The sequence below is a fragment of the Sorangium aterium genome (assembly GCF_028368935.1).
In the GTDB taxonomy this organism is placed as follows: domain Bacteria; phylum Myxococcota_A; class Polyangia; order Polyangiales; family Polyangiaceae; genus Sorangium; species Sorangium atrum.
This window is the reverse complement of the sequence record NZ_JAQNDK010000001.1, coordinates 864829-886303: the sequence shown is the minus strand read 5'-3', so window position 1 is coordinate 886303 and position 21475 is coordinate 864829. Positions and strand designations below refer to the sequence as shown.

Here is a 21475-nt window from a genome sequence, read left to right as displayed (position 1 = left end):
GAAGGGGCCTCACGCGCCGAAGAAGCGCAAATAATAGGCGCGGTTCTCTCTTTCGGAGAGCGCCCGGACGCCGAAGTGCTCGAGATCATCATCCGGAAGGCGCAGCGATCGCAGCGCGCGTCCGACGCGCTCACGGACACGAAGCTCGCGGCCGTCGTCGATGGTGCCACCCGCGTTCGGCGCGTCCCCGGTGCGGATTCGAACGACGCCGCCCGGGAGAGACGCCATCTCCACGGCCGACGCGAGCGAGGCGAGCTCCTGGTTCATCCGTCTCGCGAAATCACGCCCGAGCAGCGTGATCCACCCGACGTGGAGCAGATACGGTTGATTGCCCCAGATCGAGTACACGAACGGCTCTCCCACGGTGATCCCCGGGAAATCGCGGATCCACGAAGCATGACTCGGGAGCCCTCGTTCACGCAGGGGCCCCCATTGGTCCTCGAGCCATCGCTGCGCGTCTCCGTCGGGGCCGACGTACTGCGAAATGCCACACCAACCGGAGGTGAGCTCGAGGCCTCCGCAGAGCTCGTCCACGAGGGTCGCGAGCTCGGAAGGGCGCGATGCCCACGCGATCGGAAGGCACCCGCGCGCCGCGGCGCCTTCGGGCATGAGCTCCCCGACGAGCGTCGGGGGCTCGGGCGAGCGCACATTTCCCCCGGCGGCGAGCGAATGCACGCCCCCGACCCGCCGATTTTTCGCGTCGAAATGGGAGCACCACGACGCCTGGGCCTGGGCGACGCTCGATACCCGATATGCCTTGTGATCTCCCCCCTTCGAGAGGAGGGCCGTGTCAGGGAATCGCGCGAGCCAGCGCGCGCCGAATTCGCGGACCGCGGAGCGCACGGTCGCGTTTTCCCCGGCTGCCACCACCATGATCTCGATGCAAGGAAGCACGAGCACCTCGTGCGTGTCGGGATGGCGAAGGGTCAGCGGCTCGAAGGCGCCGAGCGCCGACGCCTCGGTCGCTCCCGCGGCATGCTCTTCCGCGGCGACGCCTCGCGAGGGCTGGTTGGCGCGCACGGGCGCGAGCTCCTGATGCAGTCGAAGCTCGACGAGCGCTTTGCGCCATTGGCTCTGGAGTCGCGTGCGAAGCCACGTGCTCGCCTTTGGCGGAAGGACGAGGCCCTCCACGGAGCACTCCACGTCGTGACCACTGGACCAGAGAAACGACGCGCCGCCCGACTGGCCACCGTGCCGCGACAGCTCGTCGAGCAGGTGGAGCACGCTCGACTCGACCTCGGGTCGAGAGATCCCGTCGGCCACCGCCGCAAAACGAAGGTTCAGGAACGCGGGTTCGGTGGGCTCGACGCTCTTCGGCCAATCGATCGTGGCGGAGGAGCGGGCGGGGCGGTTTGCCATGGCGCCCGCCCCGTAGACCATGCCTCGATGTGGCGCAAGGGCCGCCGTTCGGAGAGCGTACGGCTCACCTCGGCTTCAGGAACGATTGTCCTTCGTCTTCGTCGCAGCCTTCGTCGCCTTCGTCGCAGCCTTCACCGCCTTCGTCGCAGCCTTCACCGCCTTTGTCGCTTTCGTCGCAGCCTTCGTTGCCTTCGTCGCAGCGTTCGCCTTCGGCGTCTTCTTTGTCGCAGCCTTCGCCTTCGCAGGCGGGGGCTTTTCGCCAGCCTCGAGCCGCCGCGCGCGCGACATGCTCTCTTGCTCGACCTCCTCGATGACGTGACTCGGCATCTTCACGTCTCCCTCGCGCACGGTCATCCGGCCCTTCGCAACCGTGACCCGCACCCCCGAGTCTCGATCGAACACATGATGCAAGAGCACCTCGCCTTTGGCCTCGAGCTCCGCGGCGACGCCGAGCACCGCCATGACCGTGTCCGCGTCGTCGCGATGGATGAAGCCGCGGAACGTCACGACGGAGCCGTCAGCGACGGCATCGAAGAAGTACGCCGCGCGCTCCCCCGCCGGAGCGCTCGGGTCGACAAGGGCCTCGCGTGCGGTCCACTCGAGCGCTTTGCCGACCTCGAGCTTGCCCTTTCCTTTCCAGGTGGGGATGGGAGCGTCGTGCCAGGCCGGTGGGCCATCTGCTGTCGGAAAGCGGATGGAGCCGTGGACGACGTAGAACCAGGCCATGGGGTCGCGAGCCTACCCGGCTCCGAGCTCCGCGTCTCGAAAATCCGAGGACGATCAACCTCGACGTGATGCCGAGTTGACCCGACGTCGAAGGAGACGCTTCGACGCAACCATCGGTCTCCGGGCGCCGAGGAGGTCAGTCCTCGATGGTGTAGCAGTCGAACCGATAGGTGCTCGGCGCGGCCGCCTCGACCTCGCGAGCGATCTTCATTCCGAGCTCTTTCCATGTCTCGTTCTGGTCCGCCATGACCTCTTCGGGCATGCCGTAGTAGCTGTAGGATGAATAAAGGAGCACGCAGAGAGCGCCGGCCTCGGTCTCCCCGTAGTCGCGGCGGCGAGGCTCGATCGCCTCGTCGTGCTCGTCCGTCACGCCGAGCTTTCGCGTGGCCTGACGCACCATCTCGACGACGGCCTGTTGCTCCCTCTCGTCGAGATCCTTGCCGTCGGTGCGTCGAACGAACAAGGCGGGACCAAAAGCGGACATGCCCGAACGGTAGGCGAGGCGTCTGACGCTCGTCAAGCATCGCGCTGCGCCAGGGCGGCTATCGCGGCTGCTCCCGAACCGCTGCGTGCGCCTCGTCGATGAGCTGGAATGTCTGCCCGGCCAAATTATGATGCTTGTCCAGGGCGCGCTTCTTCAAACTCGAGCAGGTCCTCTCGCTCACCGTGCTCCAGCTTCGCTCTCACCGGCGATAGGGGGCGCTCGTGGACTGTTCGATGATTTGCAGGTGCAAGAGCAGCGAGCCGCCGGACCCGCACACGCACGCGCTCGGGTTGGCCCTGGTGGTCGCCGTGGTGCCCCCGCGTCGATGAGCGCCCCGGCCGGCGCGCCGCCGGACCCCTGCTCGTCGTTGCCTTGCCGCGCCGCGCGTCCCCGGGCAGGCTTCCGCCATGGGCCAGCCCGCCGCCAAGCAGCGCCGCGCGACGTACGCCGACCTCGAAGCCGTCCCGCCGAACAAGGTGGCGGAGCTCATCGCGGGCACCTTGCACGTGTTCCCCAGGCCGGCGCCGCCTCATGCCCGCGCATCGTCCCGCCTCGGCATCGAGCTCGGCGGTCCGTTCGATGCAGGGAGGGGGGGTCCTGGCGGCTGGTGGATCCTGGACGAGCCCGAACTGCGCTTTCCGGACCCAGCGCAGCCGGGCGAGGTGGAGGCGGTCGTACCGGACATCGCTGGCTGGCGTCGAGAACGCATGCCCGAACTGCCCACGACGGCTTTCTTCCCGCTCGCCCCGGATTGGGTCTGCGAGGTGCTGAGCCCTTCGACCGAGGACGTGGACCGCGACGAGAAGATGCCGATCTACGCGCGCGAGGGCGTGCGGCACGCGTGGCTTGTCGACCCGATCGCGCGGACGTTGGAGGTCTTCTCGCTCGCCTCGGGTCGGGGTTGGGGGCCCGCCGTCGTCCACCGCGACGCCGCTCGCGTCCGCGTCGAGCCCTTCGAGGCGATCGAGCTCGATCTCTCGGTCCTCTGGGTGCGCTAGAGTTCCTGGACGGCGCGCTAGAGTTCCTGGACGGCCCCGCCCGCCCTGACGCGCCAGCGCCGCCCCCGCGCCGCTGCCGGCGGCGCCACCGGCACCCCTGCCGCGGCCTCGAAGGCGGAGATCATCGGAAAGTCGCCGCGTCGGTTTGCCAAGCGAGCCCGATGTCGATGTCCCGACAATCGTCGAACGTGAGTACTCGCACACTGCCGGGGGCGTCGCGCTCAGGGCGCCTTCACCTCGACGGGGATCGCGGAGCTCGTCGCGGCGCCGTCGCCGAGCTGACCCAGGGTGCCTTTGCCCCAGCACAGGACCTGGCCAGGGCCCGTGGGGCCGCACGCCCCCTCGACGATCGCGCACGTGTGGAAGAAGCCGGCGCTCACCGCGACGACCTTGGCGAGGGCCGTGCCGTCGCCGAGCACGACGGGCTCCATCCGCGTGTTATCGGCCCTCGTCGGCGTGCTGCGACCGAGCTGCCCTTGCTCGTTGCTGCCACGGCAGCGGAGCTGCCTTTGGTCGTCGATCGCGCAGACGAAGACGTAGCCGGTGGACATCGGACCCCAGACACCCGGGATCGCAGCCGCCGTCCCGGCCGGGGGAGCCTCGGCGCCGTGCTGACCTGAGCTGTTGTTCGTCCCCCAGCAGAAGAGGCCTCCCACGTCATCGCGCGCACAGCCGAAGTTCGTGCCGTAGGAGATCTCGGAGAGGGGCAGCGTCGCTCCCGCCGCGATGAGCGGCGTGTGCGCGCTGTAGTTCGCGCCGCCCTCGGAGCCGGCCGGGGTGTTCGTGAGGATATATCCGCCGCCCATCGCGCCCCAGCAACGCAGCCCGTCTTCCGCGGCACCGGTCGAGAAGCAGCTGCCTATCGAGCCGATGCCCGGTGCGAGGACGGCCCTCGGACCGGCCGTCGCGGTGAAGTTGAACGCTTTCACCGGGACGAGGCTCTCCTCGCCGGTCGCCTCCGGCCCGAGGCTCGAGAACAGGTTGGCCCCCCAGCAGTAAATGCTGCTGGTCGAGGTGAGCGCGCACGCCGAGTACCACTCGGGCGCGATCTTGCGCACGAGCAGCGGGGCCGTACCGTCATTGACGATCGCCGGGGCGTCGTGGGCCATCGCGTCCTTGGAGCCATTCGCGAGGATGCCGGTCTCGTTGTTTCCCCAGGCCCAGAGTCGGAGCTGGCTGTCGATGGCGAAGGTCGCCTGCTCGGTCAACGCGATCTGCGTGATCGTCGCCGTGCCGAGCGACGCGGGAAATTGCACTCTCACCGGCGTGCTCGAGGAGACCGCCACCGCCTGCGGAACACCCAGCTGGCCGAACGAGTTGTCCCCCCAGCAGGTGAGAGAGCCGTCATGCCGGATCGCGCACGTATGGTTGCCGCCCGCAGCCACCATGACGGCGTCGGCGAGCGTGGGGCTGTCTGCCGGGATCTGGCATCCAGGATCACCCCCGCCGCCCCCGCCCCCGCCGCCGGACGTCCCAGCGCCGGACGCGCCCCCGCCGCCCGCGCCGGAGGTGTCCCCGCCGCCCCCGCCCGACGCGCCGTCGCCTCCGCCACCCTGCGCATCGCTCGGACCGCCGCCCGTTCCGCCACCCGCGCCGTTGTCCGAGAAATGCCGGTCGGGAGCGGCGCATCCTGCCCCCGCAGCGAGGGTGGCGGCGACGACGAGAAAGGAGCAGAAGGTGGGTCGCGTCTGGGGGGTCCTCTTCATCTCAAGCATCCGGTTACACTCCTGGCGTCCTTTTGCACAGCCCTACCGCACGGAGGACGAGAAGTCCAGTTGATGCCCGATCTCCGATGTCTCCGCTTTCCCGGAGGCCTCAAGGGCGCTTCGGCGCGCACCCGACATCCGTGCGAGCGGCAACGGTCTGTGAGTGCGCTCCCTCGCCGTTTCAACGGCGATCACCATCGGTGCAAGATTGGATTGAGCATCTTGCGCAGCGCGCTCGGCGCGCGGCAAGCACCGGAGGGATGGGTGCTGTGGAGGGCGCGGTGCCACCGCGACCCGAGAGGCTTCAACCGCGGTGCTTCACGCGGCGGTGCTTCTCGCGGTGAGCACCGACGACCGGGTCATCACCTGGCTCACGCCGTCCGTTTCGGGGTCGGCCACGGGGACGCTCATGGGGTGCGCGAGGGCATAGCGCAAGAGCTCGTGGGTCCACGGCTCGAATATCGTGAACACCTCGTCCGCGAGCGCGATGTACCGCGCGCGCGTCTCCGCGTCGAGCGGGATGCGCGCGAGCTCGGCGTGGTCGGCGTTCACCGCGTGGCCCGACTCGCGCTCGAAGTGGAACGAGCCGCAGTAGCGCAGCTGCGTGCCGAGGCGCTTCTCCAGGGTCTCCGCCAGCGGGAGCATCGCCCCGAAGAGCACGTTGCCGGTCTCCTCGATCGCCTCGATGATGACGAGCCGCTCGAGGCCCGTCGTGCCCTTGATGAGCGCGGTGAGCCGCGCGGTGAGGACCCGATTCTGCATCGTCTCCTCACCCCAGAGGAAGTGCAGCAGGTCCGTGGTCCGGCCCTCGACGTCGTAGCCGAGCTTGGACAGATCCTCCAGGTACCAGGGCCAGTGATGGTCGTCCTCGCGCGTGTGGGCGTTGACCATCTCTTGGTATTCGTCCGCCGCGTGCTCCTCCCGTAGTACGAATTTGTTCAGATCACCGAAGCTCAGGATGAAGTACGCCATGCATGGATAGAAGGCGAGCCGCTCGCTCGGATCGAGCCGTTCGTCTCGCATGCGCTCGAACAGGGGTAGACGAGCGTATGCCTGCTTCTTCTCGAAAATGTGCCGCAAGACCTGCCGCATGAGCGATCTCCTTTTCGGCTGTGTGTCAGTTGGTTGAACAATCCCTCTGTTTACCTGAACCAAGCGCCGTGAGCGCCTCGAGTGGCTTCAAGACAAACCACGGCGCACCGAAATGGACGCTGCTGCTGGACCTCACCTCGGTTGAAATCCTGCGCTTCCCCCTCGCGCTGCATGCCGAGCTTGATTACTGGAATTTTCCAACAACCACCTCAGACGTTTATGCAACGTTGCGGGGTGCGTCCAGCCGGTGCATCCACTGTAGCGCAAGCCCAACGTAAGTTGCACCCACTATCTTGTGATCACCATTCAAATTTGAAACGGCGGCCGGTGGGCGAACCGGCGTTGGGGTGGGATACGGCTTGCGACGTCCGCGATTGGCTGACGATTGACCCGTCGGAACGCCCGAGAGCGCGTGGCGACTCAATGGACCGAATGCGGAGGCGGGCGGCTGTCATTGCCTCGTCCCCTGTCTCCCCGGCCTTCATGGGACCCATGTTGCAGCCCCCGATGTTCTGGCGGGTGCTGGCTGGTCCCACACGCGCGTACCTGAACGATGGCGAGCCGGTATCGACGACGCTGACCGGGGACGGCCGCCGTGAAGGTGCAGCCAAACAGCTTGAATGCCGGCGGTCGAGGCATGTAACTTGCCATTGTGCCGTGAAAGACCAACTCGACTCAGCGCTGATGGTGGAGCCCGAGAGCCGCGCGGTCCCGAAGAGCGCGCCCATGCGGGCGGAGATTGTGCGGCTGGTCCGTGAGAAGCGCTACGAGGAGGCGCTGGCGGTGCTGTACCGGGCGCGCGCGGAGTCGCCCGGCGATCGCGAGCTGCAGGCGAGCATCGAGCGGATCAAAGAGTTCCTCGCCGGCGCCTACGCCAAGCGGCTCGGCGGCCTCGATCAGGTGGCGGGGCCCATCCCGGTGTCGGCGGGCCGCTCGCCCGACGCGCTCTTGGTGGCGCGGTACATCGACGGCTCCTCGACGTTCGACGACATCATTCAAATGTGCCCGCTCGGGCGGCTCCGCACGCTGCAGGTGCTGGTCGGCCTCTACACGGGGAGGGAGGTGGCGTCGCCGTTCAGCGACCGGCCGTCGGTCTCCTTCCGGCCGCAGCTGGACACGCTGCCGTCCGAGGCCGGCGCCGATCCGGGGCCGCCGACGGTGCCGGAGCGCGGCCTGGAGCGGCGACCGCCGGAGGCTCCCCCCGCGAGCGTGCGAACTCCTCCCGCGAGCGCGCCGACTCCCCCCGCGAGCGCGCCGTTCACGCCACGGGTGTACGAGACCGAGGAGGATCGGCTCTACCGCGAGGCGTTCGCCCGCGGTACCGCCGCGTTCGTGCAGCGCCGCTACGACGCTGCGGTCGAGGCGTTCGAGGCGTGCGCGCGCATGCGCCCGGGCGATACGGCGTCGTCGGTCATGCTGCGCCGGGTGCGGCGCGACACCGGAGGCTGATGGCCATCGTCGTGGTCGCTGTTCCCGATCTGCGCGAGCGCATGCGGTGCATCCGCGTCATCGCCGGGCAGGCGCCGGTGAGCGCCCTCGGCGCCGCGACCTGGGAGGAGCTCGATCAAGCCCTCGACGGCGTGCAGAGCGCGGAGCTGATCATCTACGCGCCGTCGCTCCCGGGTGGGCCGGAGGACGCCGTCGCGCAGCTCCTCCGCCGCACGGCGCGGCTGGTGCTCGCCGTCAACGATGGCGTGGAGGTCCCGGGAGCGGCGGGCACCACGCGGGTGACGTGGCCCATCGCCGAGGAGACGCTCATCCTCATGGCGCACGCCGCGGGCGCCCAGTCGGCGCCGATCGGGATGAACTTCGTGCCCGTCGACTTCTTGCAGATGATCTGCATGTCCGGCGAGTCGCACGTCCTCGTGGTCAGCAACGCCAGCGCCGACGTGGGTCTGATCGAGGTGCGGCGCGGCCAGGTGTGGACGGCGTTCGACGGCCTCGGCGTGGGCGAGGAGGCGTTCGCGCGGCTCATCCGCCCCGAGATGCGGGTGCGCGTCACCCCCGCCGTCGGCTCGACGAAGGAGCGCACCATCTTCAAGGATCTGGCGGAGCTGGTGCTCGACTCGTTGCGCCGGATCGACGAAGGTAGCGTGGAGGCGCCGCCGCCGATCTCGTCGAGGCGGATCGAGATCGCGCTCATCTCGCCGGAGCAGCGCGCGGCCCGCATCAAGCAGCTCAACGCCGACGCGCGGCGCCTCTTGATGGAACGCAGCTACAGCGAGGCGGCCTGCGTCCTCATCGACCTCTCGACGCTCGATCCCGCATCCAGCCTCGTGCGCGCTAACCTGGAACAGCTACGCAAGCTCGGATACCCAAGATGACCCGATCCATCGCATTCGCCAGCCTCAAGGGCGGAGTCGGAAAGACCACCGTGGCGCTCAACTGCGCCTTCGCCTTCGCGCGCCGAGGCGCGCGGACCCTGCTCGTCGACACGGATCTGCAGGGCGCCATCGGCATGTCGCTCGACGGCGTCAGCGACCGCCCCGGCCTGGCCGCGAGCCTCGCGCGCGGCGGCCCCCCGCTCGAGGGTCTGGTGAAGACCCGGCTCCCGGAGCTCTGTCTTTTGCCCATGGGCCCCGTCGACGCGCTCGATGAGGATCGCTTCGCCATCAACGCGCGCGAGGCGAACATCGTGGGGCGCATCCTGGAGCAGAGCCAGCGCGACTTCGACCTCGTCCTCTTCGATACGCCGGCCGGGCTCGGCGGGATGTCGCGCCTCACGCTGGAGGAGGTGGACAGCGTCATCGCCGTCGCGCAGTGCGAGCCGCTCGCGCTGCGGGCCATGCCCCGGTTGCTCGAGCTCCTGGCGCGGCTCCGCGACATCGGCTCCGCCTGCTCCCTCCTCGGCGTGGTCGGCACCATGAGCTCGTTCCGCGAGCCGGTGATGCTGGCCTCGCTGGAGGAGCTGTGGTCCCTCTACCGCGATCAGGTCTTCGACACCGCGGTCCCGCGCGACAGCACGTTCCTCCAGGCGAGCCGCGCGGGCGTGCCGCTCGGCCTGCTGAGCCGCCGCCCGCCCGCGGTCTCCGCGGTGTTCGACAAGCTGGTGGCCGAGATCGAGGAGCGCCTGGGCTCCAACGCAGGAGGCGAGGATGACGGTCCGATCCGTCTCGTGGACTGACGCGCAGCGGGTGAGCTCGCTCCTCGCGCGGGTGAGCGCGACGCGGTCGCGGGAGCCCGCGGCGCTCGTGAGCGCCATGGGGGCACCGCGCGCCGGCGCGCCGGCGAAGGCGGCGCCCGTGCCGGCGAAGGCCGCGCCCAAGGACGTGCCCAAGGAGGTGAAGGAGGTGCCGCGCCTCGTTCAGACCTCCGACAACCCGGCCGATCGGCTCGACGCGCTCGTCGCCTGGACGCTCGATCACCACGCGTGCGTGGGCGCCTTCGTGGCCGACGACAACGGCCTCACGCTGGCGGCGCACGGCATCTCCGAGGCGCACGTGTCCCTCGTGGGGCCGCTGCTCTCGGCGCTGGTCGGCGTCCGCAGCATCCCCGGCGTCGACGCCACGGCGGGCGCGCTCTGGCTGGGCGCGCAGATGATGTCCTGGGTCGAGGCGCGCACGGCGCGCGGTGGCTTCTGCCTCGGCACCGTGGGCGACGAGGCTCTCTCCACGCGGTCGTTCGAGCAGCTGAAGGAGGCGCTCGCGACGACCTTGCGCGGGCTGTAGTACATCCGGGTTTTCAATGCGGGCGCGCGCGCCCAGGAGCGACGGAAGCACGATGATCGATACCAAAGTCCTCGAGGCCGCAGTCCATGATCTCCGCAACATCCTCCGCGACGGGCTGCTGGCCACCGACATCTGGGAACGTTCGGCGGGCCTGTCGCTCGCCGGCTTCAACCAGCAACCGGTGGCGGTGGCCCTCTTCACCCGCATCACCGAGGAGCTGGACAGCTCGCTGCGCGACTCGAACTTCCCTCCGTTAGGGCGGTATTACCTGCTCGACATGGCGGGCAACCACACCGTGGTGGTGCTCAACCACGGGAATCTGCTCCAGGGCATGCTGGTGGACAACAAGCGGGCGAACCTGGGGATCCTCATCTCCGTGGCCATCCCGCGCATGATCGAGACCATCGCGCACGCGAGCGAGCGCTGAGCTGCTCGGCCGCCCGATCACCACCACCGCGCGACGTCTGGGTCGGCCTGTTCATCGCGGGCCCCCATCGAGCCTGGGCTTGACTTAGTTCCTGGACGGCTCCGCCCGCGTCCTGACGAGGCGGACGCGGCGCGAAATCCGCGATCAGGGCGCTGTGCGCTGGCGTTCCAGGAGGCGCGCTGTCATTGCCTGCGCGGCGTCGGCGACGCGGGCGGCAGCGCGCGCCGCGTCGCGGACCACCTCATCCGCGCGGCGCGCGCCGTCGCTCCCGGACCGCTCCCAGAGCAGCGCCGCGGGCACCGCGAGGCCGAGCGCCACCGCGACCCCGGCCACAGCGACGCGCCAGCGCCGCCCCCGCGCCGCGGCCGGCGGCGCCACCGGCACCCCTGCCGCGGCCTCGAAGGCGGAGATCATCGCCTGGACGCTGGGGAACCGCTCCGATGGGCTGATGGCGAAGGCGCGCGCGAACCACGCCTCCAGGGCGGGCGGCGCTCCCGGGCACAACGTGGCCAGCGGGGGGCGCCCGCTGACAAGGATGGCCGCGAGCACCGCGGCCAGGTTGCGGCCCGGGAACGGCTGCCGCCCGGTCAGCGCCTCGTGCGCGACGACCGCGAGCGACCACATGTCGAGCTGCGGGCCGCCAAGACCCTCACACGTGTGCTCCGGGCTCAGGTAGGCCGGCGTGCCCAGCACCACGCCGTCCGCGGTGCGGCGGCGGAAATCGGCCGGCCGATCCTGGCCGACCCACTTGGCGATCCCGAAGTCGGTGATCTTGGCGCAGAGATGGCCGTCGCTCCCCTCGACGAGCAGGATGTTCGACGGCTTGATGTCCCGGTGCACGACGCCGAGGCCGTGCGCCATCGACAGCGCCTCTCCGAGCTGGCGGAGCAACGACGCGAGCTCGACGGCGGGGATCGTGCCTCGCTCCTCCAGCAGCTGACGCAGCGACCTGCCGCACACGTGCTCCATCACGATGTACGGGCCCGCCGCGGGGTCCTCGCCGGCGTCGAGCACGGCGACGACGCCGCGGGTCTTCTGTCCGAGCTGCGCCGCGACCCGCGCCTCCAGGCGGAACCGCTCGATCGCGTCGACGTTGCGCCCGCCGCGCGCCACCGTGAGGAACTTCAGCGCGACATCGGCGCGCCGGACGCCGTCGTGCGCGCGCCAGACCTCGCCCATCGCGCCGCGCCCGAGCAGCTGATCGACCTGGTAACGCCCGTCGATGAGGCGGCCTCGCAGCCGTACGGAGCGGCGCGACGAGGCGGGGCGGGAGTCTGCCGGTCGATCAGCGAGCGCTCCTTTCGCGCGCGCGCTGTCTCTCCTCTGGGAGTCAGGTTGTGAATCGAACGAGGAAGGATGGAACACGATCGAGCACCTCCGTGCCGCCTCTGCGTCCCAGCCACGTCGGTGTCCCTCTCGGGCGACGCGCTGGGGTCAGGGACCGGGGCATCCCCAGAGCGTATCGCGAACATGGGACCCTGGGAATCCCGGACAGCGCACCTCCAGCAGAGTGCCAATCGGGGATGTGTACTCACAAGGTCGTACGGCCGCGCTGGATGTCGGGCCGGGCACGCAGGGCGGCGCAGAGCCGGCGCGTCGCCTCGCGCAGCTCGCGTTCATCGAGCGACGCGAACCCGAGCCGCGCGGCGCGCGCTTCGCCCCCGCGGAAGCTGAAGCGCGCGCCGGGGTAGAACCCCACCCCGTGCCGGGGGGCGGCGCGCGCCGCGACCTCGGCGTCCACGCCCTCGGGGAACGAGACCCAGAGGCTCATCCCGCCGGCCGGGACGGCGAGCTCCGCGGCGCCGCCCAGCTCGGCCCGGAGCGCCTCCGCGAGCGCATTCCGCCGCGCCTCGTACACGCGCCGCATCTTGCGCGCGTGGCGCGAGAGGAGCCCGTCCTCGATCAGCGCGGCGACGGCCCGCTCGAGCGCCGGGCTGCCGTGCCGGTCGGCGCGCATGCGCTGCGCGGCGAGCGCCTCGACGAGCGGCCGCGGCCCGGCCACCCACCCGAGGCGCAGCCCGGGCGCGAGGATCTTCGACAGCGTGCCGACGTAGATCACCGCGCCCATGTCCGTGGCCGCGAGCGGCAGGACCGGGCGGCCGTCGTAGTGGAACTCGAAATCGTAGTCGTCCTCGAGGACGGCGATCCGCCGCGCGCGCGCGACGTCGAGCAGCTGGAGCCGCCGCGCCGTCGAGAGCGTGACCGTGGTCGGGAACTGGTGGTGCGGCGTCAGGTACAGGAGCCGCACCCGCCGCCGCGCGGCGAGCGCCTCCAGCGCGTCGACGCGCAATCCATCGCCGTCGACGCCGACGGGCAGGAGCTCGGCGCCTGTCGACGCCAGCGCGTCCCAGGCCGGCGGGTAGCCAGGGTCCTCGACCGCGACCGCGTCGCCCGGCCCGAGGAGGCGGCGCGCGACGAGGTCGATCGCGCCCTGGCTGCCCGCCGTGACGAGGAGGTGGTCCTCGTCGCACGCGAGCCCGCGCGTCTCCCGCAGCAGCGAAGCGAGCGCGCGCCGGAGGTGCACGTCGCCCCGGGGATCGCTGTACCCGAGCGCGGTCCGGCCGCCTGCCCGCGCGGCCGCCCGGTACGCCCTGGCCAGCTCGTCGGCGGGCGCCAGGCGGAGGTCGGGCAGCCCCGCCCCGAAGTGGAGCACGCCCCGGCGCGCCGGATCCGGCGCGAAGGTGCGCCACGCCGGGCGGGCAGGGAGGTCGTAGCCGAGCTCGCCCCGGGGCGCTGCCACCCCGCGCGGGCGCGGCGGCAGCGCCGCGGAGACGCGCGTGCTGCGCTCGGCGGAGCTGAGCCAGCCCTCGGCCTCGAGCTCGTCGTACGCGGCCAGCACGGTGTTGCGGTGCACCCCGAGCGTCTTCGCCAGCGTGCGCGACCCGGGCAGCACCGCGCCGGGCCGGAGCCTCCCGCGGCCGATGTCCGCGGCGATCCGCCGGGCGATCTGCAGGAACAGCGGCTCCGCCGAGCCCGGGTCGAGCGAGACGGGGAAGGTCCACGGGCGCATGGTCCAGCCATCATGCCAGAAATGGACCTCCTCACTGGACCACCCCGGAGCCAGCTTCCGGGGCGAAAGAGGAGCCATGACGATCTCGCATTCCGCCCCGCGCCCCGCCGATCCTGCAGCCGACGCTCTCGCCGCCGCCCACGGGCTAGGCCTCGCCCCGCCGTGGGCTTCGCCACGCTTCGCCTGGGCGAGCGCGCTGCTGCTCCGGCTGGGCCTCGCCGCCGCGTTCCTGTCGGCGGTCGCCGACCGCTTCGGCCTGTGGGGCCCGCCGGGCACCGGCAACGTGGCCTGGGGCGAGTGGGGCCGCTTCGTCGCGTACACCGGCGCGATCAACCCGTGGGCGCCGGCCTGGATGGTCCCGGCGCTCGCCTGGTCGGCGACCGCGCTGGAGACGGCGCTCGGGGTCGGCCTGCTCGCGGGCGTGTGGACGCGGGCGCTCGCGTTCGCGAGCGGGATGCTGCTGCTCGCGTTCGCGCTGGCGATGACCTTCTCGGGGCGCGGCCTCGAGGCGGTGCTCTCCTACTCGGTTTACACGGCCGCGGGCGGGGCGCTGCTGCTCGCGGCCGCGCCCGCCGTGCCCTTCGGCGCGCTCGCCCGCGGGGGCCAGCGCGCCAGAACCCCTTGAACCGCGCCCTCGCACCGACGACGTTACGCCGCCTGTCATGCCAGGCGACACCCAGGCCGTCCCTCCCGCAGCGCCGGCGGCGCCCTTCGAGACCCGCGCGGCCCTCTTCGCGTGGCTCGCGCAGCACGGCGTCGCGCACCTGGCCCGGCTGAGCCTCGAGGCGGTGGCGCCGCGCGTCGACCCCACGCTCTGGCCCGAGCTGCAGCTCCTCGGCGCGCGGCGGCGCCTCATCGACCTCGCGAGCGCCGAGGAGCTCGCGAGCGCGCTCGTGTGGCTCGCGCCCTCGCGCCTGCGCGACGTGTTGCCGCCCCTCGTGGCTCGCTTCCTGGAGGACGAGCGCGACGACGCCGCGCTCGCGCGCGCCGCGGCGCCGTCGCTGCTGCGGGCGCCCGAGGAGCCGAGGGCCCTGTCGGCGCACGAGCGGCTCTGCGAGCTGCGCGCGCGCGTGCCGGACGCGGCGGCCCCGCGCCCCGAGCGGGCGCTTCGGGCCGCCGCGCTGCGTTTCGACGCCGCGCTCCCCGGCTTTCGCCTCGACGATCCGCGGCCCTTCGAGGCGCACCGCGCGGGCGCCGGCTTCGTCAGGCCGGAGGCGCGGCTGATCCTCGCGCCCGGGGCCCTCCGCGCCGAGTGCGATTGCGGCGCGGGCGGTTGCGTCCACGTGCTCGCGGCCATCGACGCCGCGCTGCTCTGGCTCCGCCAGCCCCCGAGCGAGGCCTTCTTCCAGGCGCTCGACGAGCTCGGCCGCCCGGCCTGGGAGCGGGCCTTGCAGGCGCTCGACAGGGCCCTCGACGAGGGCCCCGGGGCGCGCGGCGGCGTCGAGCTCGCCTTCCGGCTCGACGTCGTCGAGGCGGCCGGCGTGGTGGTCGCGCCCTGGATCCACCGGCTGGGCAAGAAGGGGCAGCGCGGCGCCGGGGCGCGGCTCGGCAAGAAGCGCCTGCTCCTGGAGCACGGCGGCAAGCTCTCCGCCGAGGACGCCCGCATCGCGTCGCTCCTGCCCGAGGGCAACGCCTTCGCCTCGCGGGCGCTGCTCGACGCGCTCATCGGCCACCCGCGCCTCTTCCTCGACGAGGCGCCCGATGTGGCCGTGAGGATCGAGCGCGCGCCGGTGGGCGTCGTGGCCGAGGAGCGCCACGGCGCCGTGCGGGTGAGCGCCGGCGTTGAGGGCACGGCGCTGCCCCCTGCTCTGCTCGATCGCGCGCGCCGCGCCCGGCCCGAGGAGGTGCTGTTCCTCTGGGACTGGGACAAGGGCGCGCGGCGGCTCACGCTGCTCGACGTCAAGGCCGAGATCCGGGCGCTGCTCGACGTGCTCGCGCGCGAGGGCGACGTCTTCCCGCCCGAGAGCCACGGTGCGCTGCTCGCCGCGCTCTCGCGGTGGGCGCTGCGCGTGCCCGTGGCCATGCCGCGCAGCGTGATGGGCGAGTCGGTCCCGCCGGAGCTGCTCCCGGTGCTGCGGCTCACGGCCCAGCCGCGCGGCGCGGTGGAGGTCGAGCTGCGCGTGCGGCCGCTCGCCGACGCCCCGCCGCTCGTGCCGGGCGCGGGCGCGCGCGACGTCCACGTGCGGCGCGGCGACCGGGCCCTGCACGCGGTGCGCGACCTGCGCCGGGAAGAGGACTTCGCCGCCGCGCTCGCCGCCGAGCTCCCGCTCGCCGGGGCCGAGCCGTTCGAGGACCGCCCGTTCCACTACCGCTTCGCCAGCGCGCAGGGCGCGCTCGATCTGCTCGCAGCCTGCGCGCGGCGCGAGCCGCCCCCGGAGCTCGAGTGGGTCAGCGAGCCCCTGCGGGTCGTGGGCGACGGCGGCCCCCGCGCGCTCAAGGTCGTCCTCGAGAAGCGGCGCGAGTGGTTCGGCGTCCTCGGCGGGCTGAGCGTCGCGGGAGAGCGCGTGGAGCTGGCCCGGCTCCTCGACTCGGCGCGCCGCCACGAGCGCTACGTGCAGGTCGAGGCCACCACCTACGTGGAGCTGGGCGAGGCCCTGCGCGCTCACCTCGAGCGCCTGGCCGATCACGTCCACGACGCCCGGCACGGCCTCTCGGTGGGCCCCTCGGCCGCCATGGTGCTGTGGGAGCTCGAGCGGGCCGGCGCCGCGCTCGAGGCGGACGGCGCCTTCCGGCAGCTCGTGGAGCGGGTCGTGGCCGCCGGCGAGCTCTGCCCCATCGCGCCGGCGGCGCTCGTGGCCGAGCTCCGCCCTTACCAGCTCGACGGGTACCGCTGGCTCGTGCGGCTCGCGGCCTGGGGCGCGGGGGGCGTGCTCGCCGACGACATGGGCCTCGGCAAGACGGTGCAGGCGCTCGCCGTCCTGCTCGAGCGCGGCGAGCGCGGGCCGGCGCTCGTCGTCGCGCCCACCTCGGTGGCCTTCAACTGGCAGGACGAGGCGCGGCGCTTCGCGCCCTCCCTCCGCCTCACGGTCTACGCGGACGAGGCCGATCGCGACGGCGCGCTCGCGCGGCTCGGCCCGGGCGACGTGATGGTGCTCAGCTACGGCCTGCTCGTGCGCGACGCCGCGCGCCTCGCGGCGCGGCGCTTCGCCACGGTCGTCTTCGACGAGGCGCAGAGCCTGAAGAACGCGACCACCCAGCGCTTCCGCGCCGCGAGGGCGCTCCAGGCGGACTTCAGGTTCGCGCTCTCGGGCACGCCGATCGAGAACCACCTCGGCGAGCTCTGGAGCCTCTTCGCGCTCGTCTTCCCCGGCCTCCTCGGCGGATGGGACGCGTTCCGCGACCGCTACGCCATGCCGATCGAGCGGCAGATCGACCCCGCCGCCGGGCCCGCGCTCGGGCGCGTGCTCGCCCCGTTCCTCCTCCGGCGGACCAAGGCGCAGGTGGAGGCCGAGCTGCCGGCGCGCACCGAGGTGCGCGTGCCGGTCGTGCTCTCGGGCGCCGAGTGGCAGCTGTACGAGGACGCGCGCCTCGCGGCGCTGTCCGACCTCGAGACGAGCCGGGCGGTCCGGCGCGAGCAGGAGCGGCGCGTCGAGGTGCTGGCGGCGCTCACGCGCCTCAGGCTGCTCGCCTCGCACCCGCGCCTCTACGACGCGCGCTCGGCGCTCGACTCGTCCAAGCTCGCGCGCTTCCTCGGGCTCGTCGACGAGCTGTGCGCGGAGGGGCAGCGCGCGCTCGTGTTCAGCCAGTTCACGTCGCACCTCGCGCTGGTGCGCGAGGCGCTCGAGGCGCGCGGCGTCGCGTACGTCTACCTCGACGGCGAGACGCCCCGGAAGGCCCGGGCCGAGCGGGTGCGCGAGTTCCAGGAGGGGTCGGCGCCGCTCTTTCTGATCTCGCTCAAGGCGGGGGGCTTCGGCATCAACCTCACGGCGGCCACCAACGTGATCCACCTCGACCCCTGGTGGAACCCCGCGGTCGAGGATCAGGCGTCGGATCGGGCGCACCGCCTGGGTCAGCGGCGGCCGGTCACCATCTATCGCCTGGTGGCGCTCGGGACGATCGAGGAGAAGATGCTGTCGCTGCACGCGGAGAAGCGCTCGCTCGTGGCCCAGGTGCTCGGCGGCAAGGACGCCGCCGGCAAGCTCTCGACGCAGGAGCTCGTCGGCCTGCTCTCGGCGCAGCTCCGGGGGCCGGACGGCGGCGAGGGCGGGGACGGCGAGCTCTCGGACTCAAGCCCTCCGAGTCCGTGACGGAGTGCTTTGACTGAAGGCGGGGTCGTTTGAACCGCCAAGGCGCCATAAGACGCCAAGAAAACACAAAATCTTGGCGTCTTATGGCGCCTTGGCGGTTCCGTCATTCCGGCAGAATTCGCCCTATCCCGAGTCGCGCGCTCTGACTCGTGCCGCCCGACGTGCGCTCTCCGACCCGCGCTCTTCCTCACCGGAGCGAGATCTGGTGCGCGAACTGCGACTCCTCGAAGGAGTAGGCCCAGAGCGACGTGTCGCGCTCGTCGTATAGCCAGGCGTGGACGCGCGGCCCGCCTCCCTGCGCCAGGAGCGGGTAGGTGAGCAGGTGATCGAGCTGGGTCAGCACGTTCTCCTGGGCCGTCACCTCGCGGAGGGCGTCGCGGTGGAGGCCGACGTAGTTGTGGCGCACGAGGTCGATCGTGGCGCGCGCCGCGGGCACCTGCGACAGGAGCCTGAAGGCCTGCCGATCGCGTTCCCCGTCGAGGAGCACCTCGAGCGCCGCGCACCGGACGTGGCCGCAGATCACGACGTCGTGTGTCTCCCGCATCGAGAGCGACAGCAGGAGCGAAGCATTCTCGCTCTCGGCGTTGTCCTTCCAGGGCGCCACGAGGTGCGCCGGCGATCGGACCTGCGCGCAGGGCACCCCGTCGGCAGCGAGCCCCATCCGTCCGAAGGGGAGCGCGGCGTCGAAGCACGAGATCAGCAGCGTATGGCGGGGATCCAGCGCTGCGGTTGCGCGCCGCCGCCGCGTCGAGGCGGGGGCCTCGGGTGACCTGCTGTTCGAGAGCTGCATCGGTTCTCCTCGCGGACCAGGAGCGGTCCCCGCATGAGTCGGAACGGGGGCGCGTCAGGTTCCCGCGCTCTGCGCGTCATCAGGCGAGGGGGAGCGGCGAGGGGAACCGGCGCGAGGCGAAGCGGGCGAACCGGACGAGGCAAACCGGGCGCGCGTCCACGGCGCGAGGCGGCCGAGCGGCGGCGATCCGAGGCCTTCCGCCCTGCGCGGCAGCCCCCGCGCAGGGCGGCCGGTCCGCGCGGGCGCTTCCGCCGCCCTCACGCCTCTCCGACCTCGCTCGCAAACGCCTGCGCGGGGTCGGCCTGCCTCGGCGCCTCGCCCGGAGGCGCCTTCTGGACAAGGGCCCGCTTCCATCGCCCCGAGGCGTAGTAGGCGGTGCCCGTGATCATCGACACGACGAAGCTCGCCGCGATGGCGTACCAGACGCCCTTCACGTTGCGCATCTCGCGCGAGAGCCAGTACGCGAGCGGGGCGCGGACGACCCAGAGGCTGAGCAGCGTCGTCGCGGTCGTGACCATGGTCGCGCCGGCGCCGTTGATGATGCCGTTGCTCACGAAGGTGAGGCCGAAGAACACGTAGCACGCGCCGACCGTGTGCAGGTACGACACGCCGAGCTCGATGACGGCCGGATCGGTGATGAACACCCTGAGGAGCGCCTCGGGGAACGCGACCGCCACCGCCGAGATGAGGAGCGTCATCCCGCCGCTGAACAGGCAACCCCACGCGAAGATCTCGCGCACGCGGCCGTGGTGCCCCGCCCCGAGGTTCTGCCCGGCGAGCGTCGATATCGCCATCCCCATGTTGATCGCCGGCAGGAAGGCGATCTGGTCGATGCGCGAGGCCGCGCCGAACGCTGCGGTCGCGATCTCCCCGAACCCGTTCACGATCCCCGTCACGACGACCATGCCCAGCGCCACCACCGACTGCTGGACGGCCGCCGGCGCGCCGATACGGAGCGTCTTTCGGATCGTCGGTCCGAGCTGGCCGAAGCGCGGCCAGCTCGGCGCGATCGGCGACCTGCGGGCGTGGAGGTACAGGTTGAGCGCCACGAGCGCGATGGCCTGAGAGACGAGCGTGGCCCAGGCCGTCCCGTTCAGGCCGAGCTCCGGCAGCCCCAGCCGCCCGAAGATGAGGAGCGGGTCGAGGACGGTCGTCAGCGCGACGGAGCCGAGCAGGAAATAGAGCGGCGTCTTGGAGTCGCCGGTGCCTTGCAGCATGCTCCGGAGCGCGAACATGCCGAAGCTGAACGGCAGCGAGAGCAGGTAGATGCGGAGATAGCTGACCGACGGCGCGAAGACGTCGGCCGGCGTGTCCATCGCGCGGAGGATCTGGGGCGTGAAGAGCTCCCCGAGGGCGGTCAGCAGGAGGCCCAGGCCGTAGATCAGCACGGTGGAGCCGTCGACCACGCGCCGCAGCTCATCGAACCGCCTGGCGCCGAAGCTCTGCGAGACGAGGATGTTCGTTGCCAGGGTCATCCCCATCCCGACGCCGAAGATGGTGAAGATGACCGGGAAGCTCACGGTGACGGCCGCCAGGGCCGCCGTGCCCAGGAACTGACCGACCCAGATGGCATTGATGAAGCTGTAGGTCGTCTGAAGGAAGCCCCCGATCAGCATCGGGAGGGAGAAACTCACGATATGTCTCGGGATACTGCCTGTCGTCAGGTCGGTTCCAAACTTCGATTGCATCAGGTTCCTCGCCTGGGAGCGGGTGGAAAGCGGCCTCGTGGTGGCCTGTTCAGTCGCGGCGTAACGTAGCGAACGCGCGGCGACAGTCCACCGTCCACCCCGCTGGCGCGCAGCTTGCAGTCCGCCGACGCCGCTGAGCGCTCGAGCCCAGTCCAGGCGCGCCAGCGAGGAGAAACGACATGTCGAAAGCGAAGTCCGCGAGCGCTTCCCGGAATCCGGGAGCGCGGCCCGCGTCGTCCGGGCCTTCCGAGGCGTCCCTGCCGCTGGCGCTCACCGCGGCCGAGCAGGACCTCCTGGGTCGCGCTCTCCGGTTCCTCGTCAACGTCCAGGCGGCGCCGTTCATCGCGCGGGCGCGTCGCGAGGGCTACGCGGCGAACGAGCACCGCGAGGGGTGGCGGCTGTTCAAGCTCGCCGCGGGCGAGCAGCGCCCGCTCGAGCACCTCTTCGCGGAGGCCGCGGTGGAGGCCGCGAGCGGCGGGGGCGTCGAGGGGGCCGAGCGGATGCAGCTGCTCCGGGAGGTCGACGTCTTCGAGAACACGTGGTTCCCGCGCACGCGCGCGATCATCCGCCGCGTCGTGGCGCGCGAGAGGCGCGAGGGCTTCGAGGCCGCGTTCTTCAAGCACCTGGAGCCGCAGCCGCTCGGGTCGACGGTGACCACGTCGGTCGGGACGTACCTCCGCCGCCTCGAGGGGCTCGCCAGGAACAGCGATGGTGACGCGAAGAAGGTCCACAGGACCCTCGCGGCGCGCGGGCTGACCGAGGCGAAGGTGCAGCAGGTGCGCGATCTGCTCGCGAGGCTCGAGGCCGGCGCCGGGGCGCAGGCGCAGCCGCCTCGGGTGCCGGCGGCCGAGCTGGCGAGGGCCTGGCGGGAGCAACGGGAGGGGCTCGAGGGCCTGCGGGACTGGTTCAACGACTGGGCGACGACGCTCCGGCAGGTCTTCCCGGTGAAGGCGCAGATCCAGCTCGGCCTCACGGCCGTGCGGCGCACGGCGGCCGCCGCCGGAGAGGTGATCGAGGAGGACGTGCCGCTCGACGAGGACAAGGGCGCCGAGGGCGAGGCCGCCGGCGCGGAGCCGCTGCTCGGCTGACGCTCTTCGGCCGCCGCGGTGCCGGACCGGCGCCCGCGGCGCCCACGCCGCCAGCGCAGATCCCGCGCGCAGGCGCACAGATCACACAGGGGGCGGACGACGGGAGCCCGGGCGGCGCCAGGCCGCGGAGGCGGTACGCAACCGCTTGCTCTCTTCCGCAATGGTTTGCGGCATCCGGCAACAGGTCGCGCT

Annotated in this window: 18 protein-coding genes; 9 read left to right on the top strand and 9 right to left on the bottom strand. The window is 71.9% G+C overall.

Annotated features, from left to right (window positions below):
• Positions 1-9 precede the first annotated feature (9 nt).
• From POL72_RS03095 to POL72_RS03085, 3 genes are all read right to left on the bottom strand, one after another.
• Positions 10-1359, bottom strand: coding sequence for a type VI immunity family protein (locus POL72_RS03095; protein ID WP_272093486.1), 1350 nt, complete (start codon positions 1357-1359; stop codon positions 10-12).
• Positions 1360-1434: 75 nt separating this feature from the next.
• Entirely contained in the window at positions 1435-2085 is a 651-nt protein-coding gene (locus tag POL72_RS03090) for a hypothetical protein (protein WP_272093485.1), read from the bottom strand.
• A 136-nt stretch (positions 2086-2221) separates the two neighbouring features.
• A complete protein-coding gene (locus POL72_RS03085) occupies positions 2222-2569 on the bottom strand; it encodes a hypothetical protein (RefSeq protein ID WP_272093484.1) in 348 nt (115 codons plus the stop codon).
• Between the two features lie 407 nt (positions 2570-2976).
• Here POL72_RS03085 and POL72_RS03080 point away from each other — a divergent pair, with 407 nt between their 5' ends.
• On the top strand, positions 2977-3567 hold the full coding sequence (locus POL72_RS03080; RefSeq protein WP_272093483.1) for a Uma2 family endonuclease: 591 nt from the start codon (positions 2977-2979) through the stop codon (positions 3565-3567).
• Positions 3568-3788: 221 nt separating this feature from the next.
• On the opposite strand, the gene POL72_RS03075 is transcribed toward POL72_RS03080, so the two are convergent.
• Both POL72_RS03075 and POL72_RS03070 read right to left on the bottom strand, forming a co-directional pair.
• A complete protein-coding gene (locus POL72_RS03075) occupies positions 3789-5273 on the bottom strand; it encodes an RCC1 domain-containing protein (protein WP_272093482.1) in 1485 nt (494 codons plus the stop codon).
• A gap of 318 nt (positions 5274-5591) precedes the next feature.
• Positions 5592-6365, bottom strand: coding sequence for a hypothetical protein (locus POL72_RS03070; RefSeq protein ID WP_272093481.1), 774 nt, complete (start codon positions 6363-6365; stop codon positions 5592-5594).
• Between the two features lie 726 nt (positions 6366-7091).
• On the opposite strand from POL72_RS03070, the gene POL72_RS03065 reads away from it, so the two are divergent.
• Genes POL72_RS03065 through POL72_RS03045 form a run of 5 tightly spaced genes read left to right on the top strand, consistent with a single transcriptional unit; the run spans position 7092 to position 10460 of the window.
• On the top strand, positions 7092-7814 hold the full coding sequence (locus POL72_RS03065; protein ID WP_272093480.1) for a TRP-like protein: 723 nt from the start codon (positions 7092-7094) through the stop codon (positions 7812-7814).
• Positions 7814-8689 (top strand): DUF4388 domain-containing protein, encoded by an 876-nt coding sequence (locus POL72_RS03060; protein WP_272093479.1) that lies wholly within the window; start codon positions 7814-7816, stop codon positions 8687-8689. Before POL72_RS03065 ends, POL72_RS03060 begins: the two co-directional genes overlap by 1 nt.
• Positions 8686-9489: a ParA family protein gene (locus tag POL72_RS03055; protein ID WP_272093478.1), complete on the top strand. Its 804-nt coding sequence runs from the start codon at positions 8686-8688 to the stop codon at positions 9487-9489. The genes POL72_RS03060 and POL72_RS03055 overlap by 4 nt, the downstream gene beginning before the upstream one ends.
• Positions 9461-10033, top strand: a complete 573-nt coding sequence (locus POL72_RS03050; protein WP_272093477.1) for a hypothetical protein — start codon at positions 9461-9463, stop codon at positions 10031-10033. Before POL72_RS03055 ends, POL72_RS03050 begins: the two co-directional genes overlap by 29 nt.
• A 52-nt stretch (positions 10034-10085) precedes the next feature.
• A complete protein-coding gene (locus tag POL72_RS03045) occupies positions 10086-10460 on the top strand; it encodes a hypothetical protein (protein ID WP_272093476.1) in 375 nt (124 codons plus the stop codon).
• 144 nt (positions 10461-10604) lie between these two features.
• On the opposite strand, the gene POL72_RS03040 is transcribed toward POL72_RS03045, so the two are convergent.
• Positions 10605-11825, bottom strand: coding sequence for a serine/threonine-protein kinase (locus POL72_RS03040; protein ID WP_272093475.1), 1221 nt, complete (start codon positions 11823-11825; stop codon positions 10605-10607).
• A 166-nt stretch (positions 11826-11991) separates the two neighbouring features.
• Positions 11992-13470: a MocR-like pyridoxine biosynthesis transcription factor PdxR gene (pdxR, locus tag POL72_RS03035; protein ID WP_272093474.1), complete on the bottom strand. Its 1479-nt coding sequence runs from the start codon at positions 13468-13470 to the stop codon at positions 11992-11994.
• 76 nt (positions 13471-13546) lie between these two features.
• Here pdxR and POL72_RS03030 point away from each other — a divergent pair, with 76 nt between their 5' ends.
• Positions 13547-14095, top strand: a complete 549-nt coding sequence (locus tag POL72_RS03030; RefSeq protein WP_272093473.1) for a hypothetical protein — start codon at positions 13547-13549, stop codon at positions 14093-14095.
• Positions 14096-14132: 37 nt separating this feature from the next.
• Positions 14133-17717: a DEAD/DEAH box helicase gene (locus POL72_RS03025; protein ID WP_272093472.1), complete on the top strand. Its 3585-nt coding sequence runs from the start codon at positions 14133-14135 to the stop codon at positions 17715-17717.
• A 187-nt stretch (positions 17718-17904) separates the two neighbouring features.
• Here the strand turns inward: POL72_RS03025 and POL72_RS03020 are convergent, their stop codons facing one another.
• On the bottom strand, positions 17905-18507 hold the full coding sequence (locus POL72_RS03020; RefSeq protein ID WP_272093471.1) for a carbonic anhydrase: 603 nt from the start codon (positions 18505-18507) through the stop codon (positions 17905-17907).
• A gap of 257 nt (positions 18508-18764) precedes the next feature.
• Entirely contained in the window at positions 18765-20141 is a 1377-nt protein-coding gene (locus tag POL72_RS03015; RefSeq protein ID WP_272093470.1) for an MATE family efflux transporter, read from the bottom strand.
• A 233-nt stretch (positions 20142-20374) separates the two neighbouring features.
• Here POL72_RS03015 and POL72_RS03010 point away from each other — a divergent pair, with 233 nt between their 5' ends.
• The gene (locus POL72_RS03010; RefSeq protein WP_272093469.1) at positions 20375-21283 is read left to right on the top strand and encodes a hypothetical protein; all 909 of its coding nucleotides are present in this window, start codon (positions 20375-20377) and stop codon (positions 21281-21283) included.
• The last annotated feature ends 192 nt before the right edge of the window (positions 21284-21475 follow it).